Genomic DNA, 3,759 nt, shown 5'->3' on the forward strand with positions numbered 1-3,759 from the left:
TTTCCGGAGTACCAGTCCCCTGAAGTGGTCCCTGCATTGTATTCATGGAATGGGCTACTTCCTTTCCATCCATCTTCTTTTGAATAGAAGTTGTGTCGTTGCAAGTGAGTATGGGCAGACATTGCAAGCCGGTTTGGGTAATCAGCTAGAATATCAAAAAGTCTTTGTCGGTCACTGTCTTTGAAGCGGTTTTCGTTGATATGTTGTAAAGGGATATGAAAGGCCAAAACAATCAATTTGTCTTTGGCTACATGTTTTAGGTCATTTTCTACAAAATCCAGCTGCGTTTTAGTAAATCCACCCCAATAACCATTGCCATCTCTGGGATCCGGATAAAGGATATCATCTAAAATTATGAAATGAGCATTTCCGTGGTTAAAAGAATAGGTGGCAGGTCCAAATACCCTTTCAAAAGATTCGTCAGAATGCTCGTCTATTTTTGCATCGTAATTCATGTCATGATTGCCCATTACATTGTACCAATGCCAGTTCGTTCTTTTTAGAATCTCTACATAGGGAGGGTGTAAATCCAGGTCATCTCCTGCCAGATCACCAAGACTAATTCCAAAACTAATATTGCTTTCATTTTTGGCCTTATCAACCACACCTTTAGCAAATTGATCCAATTCTGTTTTGTTATAAGGTTGTGGATCGCCAAATATCATTGCTGTGAAATTATCCTGCTTTTCGCTATTGTGCAGAGCAAAGTTCACTGTCTTTGGTAGTTTACCGGTTGGTTCAGAACCTTTGTACTGTAATTCGGGAGATCCTTCAGGTTTGTGGATATAATAAAAGTCAGGCAATTGATTTTCACCGACAGGCACTTTAAACCCACTTGGTTTGATGACAAAAATGATATTATCGGTTCCTATTGGTAAAGCGTACTTCCCTTTTTTATCAGTAAGTACCACTTCTTTTCCGTTGCTGACAGCCACTTCAGGAATGCCCTTTTCTCTGCGTTCCTTTTTTCCATTTTGATTGCTGTCTTCATAGACGTAGCCTGTGACGGTGTTTTGAGCCAGAAGACTAAAACTGAGACTTATTGCCCAGCAAAAGCAGATTAGTTTTTTCATGAACGATTATTTGTTTAAAGTACCAGGGAGAAAAATAATTTTAGTGATAGTCTCTCCAAAATAAAACCAAATATAAAGAAAGCACCAATCATGGATCAGTGCTGCTTATTAATTAAAAGTTAATTTAAATTTCCAGTAATTAACAACTTGGTTAAACACGATGGTTTTTTATCGGCTTCCTTTGTTGTGGAACACTACCAGGCCATCTTTTCCAGCCACCACAATGTCCTTCATTCCATTGCCATTTAAGTCTGTGACGGAAAAATAAAGGCCTGCTCCTTTACCTTCTCCAAAAGGGCCGTAGCTTATCACATTTTTGGTAAAAGACTCTCCATTCCACTTGAAATAATACATGCCCATAAAATCATTTCCTCCGGGATCATTTCCATTGTGTGCCCGGTAGCGTTTACCGGTAACCAGTTCCATTTCGCCATCATTGTCTATGTCTACCCACTCCATGGTATGGTATTGAGATTGGAAAGGGTCAATGGCATGTTTTACAAAGGAAAGGGTATTCCCTTCTTTTACTTGTTCGTACCAATGTAAACCATAGTCGTGGCCTTGTCCCACTATAAGGTCATTTAATCCATCACTATTTACGTCTGTTACGATGATGGGGACGCTGGCAGCGCCCAATTGAAAAGATTCGTGTAATTCCCATGTGCCATTTTTTAGGTCTTGTGGGGCTTCTAGCCAACCTTCAGCGACAATAAAATCTCCTCTACCGTCTCCATTGATATCGCCAAATCCCAAGCCATGGCCATGTTTTTCAGTTACCGGGTGTTTAACAAATTCACCCGTACCTTTTCCGTTTGCATCTCGGGTTAAGGTATAATATGCAAGTGGTTGATTGGGTGTATTGGGGACAATGTCGGGATGGCCATCATTGTCTACGTCCCAGGCACGTGTGGTCTCCACATTCCCGGGATTGGTGATTTCACGCACCGCCCATTCCTTATTGCTTCCGGGGTTTTCTACCCAATATAGGGTCTTTCCAAACCATCCGCCGGTTACGTAGTCTGTCTTTCCATCTCCATTTACATCCATGGGAATGGTAGAGAAATCATCAAAGTATTCACTCACTCGCTTAACTTGACCGATTAATTGTCTCTTGGAAAATTCAGGACCTTTGTACCAGTAACTACCGGAGACGATATCCAAATGACCATCTTCATCTACATCGAAAACCCCTGCGGACTCAGCGGTCTCCATGGCAATAATTTGTTTTTCAAAAGTTATAGGCTTGGGGTCATTGGTCAACCCTGCCACTATAAGTGCAATATTCAGGCTTAGATTCATGTTTTAAAGATAGTAGTTTTTCGATCAGAACTATCCTGTACTGTCCAGTATTCTAATGCTTAGTAAACCTTTAATTGTCTTGCTATCCTGATAGAGTTATTTGTATCGGTAGATTCGGAATAAAGGATTTATTAAATTGTAAGCACAATGGATATTTTTTGCATTTTTATACCAATGTACCAATTAAGTACATTAATGAAAATTGCAAGTCCAAGCATTTCAAGTGTCTCTTCAATTGTATATAGCAGCCTGTATCCTAAGCTTAAACCATAGGTTTCAAAAATATTGTTTCCGATGGTTTCAAAAACAATGGCGCCTAATAAAAATATGCCTGCTGCCAAAAACATACCAATGAGTAGTTTTTTATTGAGGTGATTGAAGAAAGGAATGTAAATCAAGGCAATTCCTGCCAAAACTAATCCGAAAACAAGTAGGCTGGAATAATAAAAAAATGAAGAATTATGATACTGTTCCTGAAGAAAAGTGAATAAAAATTCATGGATGGATATGGCTTCATCTAACATTAAAAGGAAAAACAAGAAAGAAATACCTAGCCATCTCAAATGTTTTTTACCGCTTGATTTTTTATAAACCGCAATGATTAACAATAAAAGGGACGCGACCAGAAATTGTAGGGTAGAGAATAAAGAGGGAATATTTGCCTCCTGATTAAAATCAAAAAGCAGTATTAGGAACGAGCCTAAAGTGTCATTTTGATCGAGATTAATAGCCAGAAAGATGCTGATAATATTTAAAACTAGCAACAATAAGATTGCCACTAAAAAAGCTTTAAAAAGCTTTTCCGTAGGAATGAAGAATTTCATTGGGTGAGGGTTTGGTTTTTAGTATGGGTAATGTAGGGGTGATCTCAAGATAATGAAAGAATCATTATTTTCAAAAAATAACCTAGTTTAGCTACCCAAAAAAACCTTGACCATTATTTTTCTAATGGTCAAGGTTTTCAATCTAATGTGTTAATAACCATTGTTTTACCCTCGGGTTAAAATCATCGATATTTTCCCAATGGAAGGCGTGCCCACTTTTAGAGTAGGTGTGTAAATCTGAGTTTGGAAGGTTTTCAGCAACTTCTTTGGTCATCCATAGCGGGGTGAATTTGTCCGCTTCACCTCCTAAGACAAGCACAGGTTGCTTTATTTCTTTCAATTGTTCCAGGATATAGTGTTCCATGCAGGCAGCAGCTTGTCCCTCAAGTCCGATTAATGGTTGGGGGTTGGTGTCATTATTGGCCTTTAACCTGTCTTCAAGCATTCCTTTGTAGGTTTCTTCATTATCAAAGGAAGCTTTAGAATAAATTAACAGTTGAATATATCGATTAAATTCATCTGGTTTTAGTCTGGCTTTGATGTCCATCATATGACGGAAAATA

4 protein-coding genes are annotated in these 3,759 nt (G+C 38.6%); all 4 read right to left on the reverse strand.

Annotation, left to right across the window (positions count from 1 at the left end):
* A partial coding sequence (locus tag AAC037_RS21405; protein ID WP_339905490.1) for a metallophosphoesterase N-terminal domain-containing protein occupies positions 1 to 1,073 on the reverse strand: 1,073 nt, incomplete at its 3' end.
* A gap of 168 nt (positions 1,074 to 1,241) precedes the next feature.
* The gene (locus tag AAC037_RS21410) at positions 1,242 to 2,372 is read right to left on the reverse strand and encodes a VCBS repeat-containing protein (RefSeq protein ID WP_339905491.1); all 1,131 of its coding nucleotides are present in this window, start codon (positions 2,370 to 2,372) and stop codon (positions 1,242 to 1,244) included.
* A gap of 131 nt (positions 2,373 to 2,503) precedes the next feature.
* Positions 2,504 to 3,196 (reverse strand): hypothetical protein, encoded by a 693-nt coding sequence (locus AAC037_RS21415; RefSeq protein ID WP_339905493.1) that lies wholly within the window; start codon positions 3,194 to 3,196, stop codon positions 2,504 to 2,506.
* A gap of 142 nt (positions 3,197 to 3,338) precedes the next feature.
* A partial coding sequence (locus AAC037_RS21420; RefSeq protein ID WP_339905495.1) for an alpha/beta hydrolase occupies positions 3,339 to 3,759 on the reverse strand: 421 nt, incomplete at its 5' end.

Origin of the sequence: uncultured Cyclobacterium sp., from assembly GCF_963976465.1 — a bacterium.
GTDB lineage: Bacteria > Bacteroidota > Bacteroidia > Cytophagales > Cyclobacteriaceae > Cyclobacterium.

Bases quoted from the DNA above. Each gene is read 5' to 3' on its own strand.
- AAC037_RS21410 (WP_339905491.1), bottom strand. From the start codon at position 2,372: ATGAATCTAAGCCTGAATATTGCACTTATAGTGGCAGGGTTGACCAAT.
- AAC037_RS21415 (WP_339905493.1), bottom strand. From the start codon at position 3,196: ATGAAATTCTTCATTCCTACGGAAAAGCTTTTTAAAGCTTTTTTAGTG.